The sequence below is a fragment of the Streptomyces sp. URMC 126 genome (assembly GCF_051386555.1).
GTDB lineage: Bacteria > Actinomycetota > Actinomycetes > Streptomycetales > Streptomycetaceae > Streptomyces.
Genome location: NZ_JBPQTX010000957.1, coordinates 1 through 264, shown reverse-complemented (window position 1 = coordinate 264; position 264 = coordinate 1). Strand labels below are relative to the sequence as shown.

Genomic DNA, 264 nt, shown 5'->3' with positions numbered 1-264 from the left:
ATGAAATTCGGTCAAAGTTTGCTTTAAAGAGAATTTAAGGTATACTAATAGGTAACTACCATTCCAAGGAGGTATTGAAATGATCAAAAAGTTAGATAAGAAATATCTTTGGATGATCATCGCTTTTGCGAGTGCAGTGGTTCTAATCGGAGGAGTCTATCTCTACTCTAGCTCCAATATTCAACCGGATCATCAAAAAGAGTTCAATCAGACCTCGAAGACCTCGTCTTCTTCTAAGGAAAAAGCCATCGATCTATCTGGTGA

1 protein-coding gene is annotated in these 264 nt (G+C 37.5%); it reads left to right on the top strand.

What is annotated here, in order from left to right; genetic code table 11:
• Positions 1 to 79: 79 nt before the first annotated feature.
• Positions 80 to 264: hypothetical protein (locus tag ACSNOK_RS34655; protein WP_436784683.1), on the top strand; the 185-nt coding region annotated here is incomplete at its 3' end.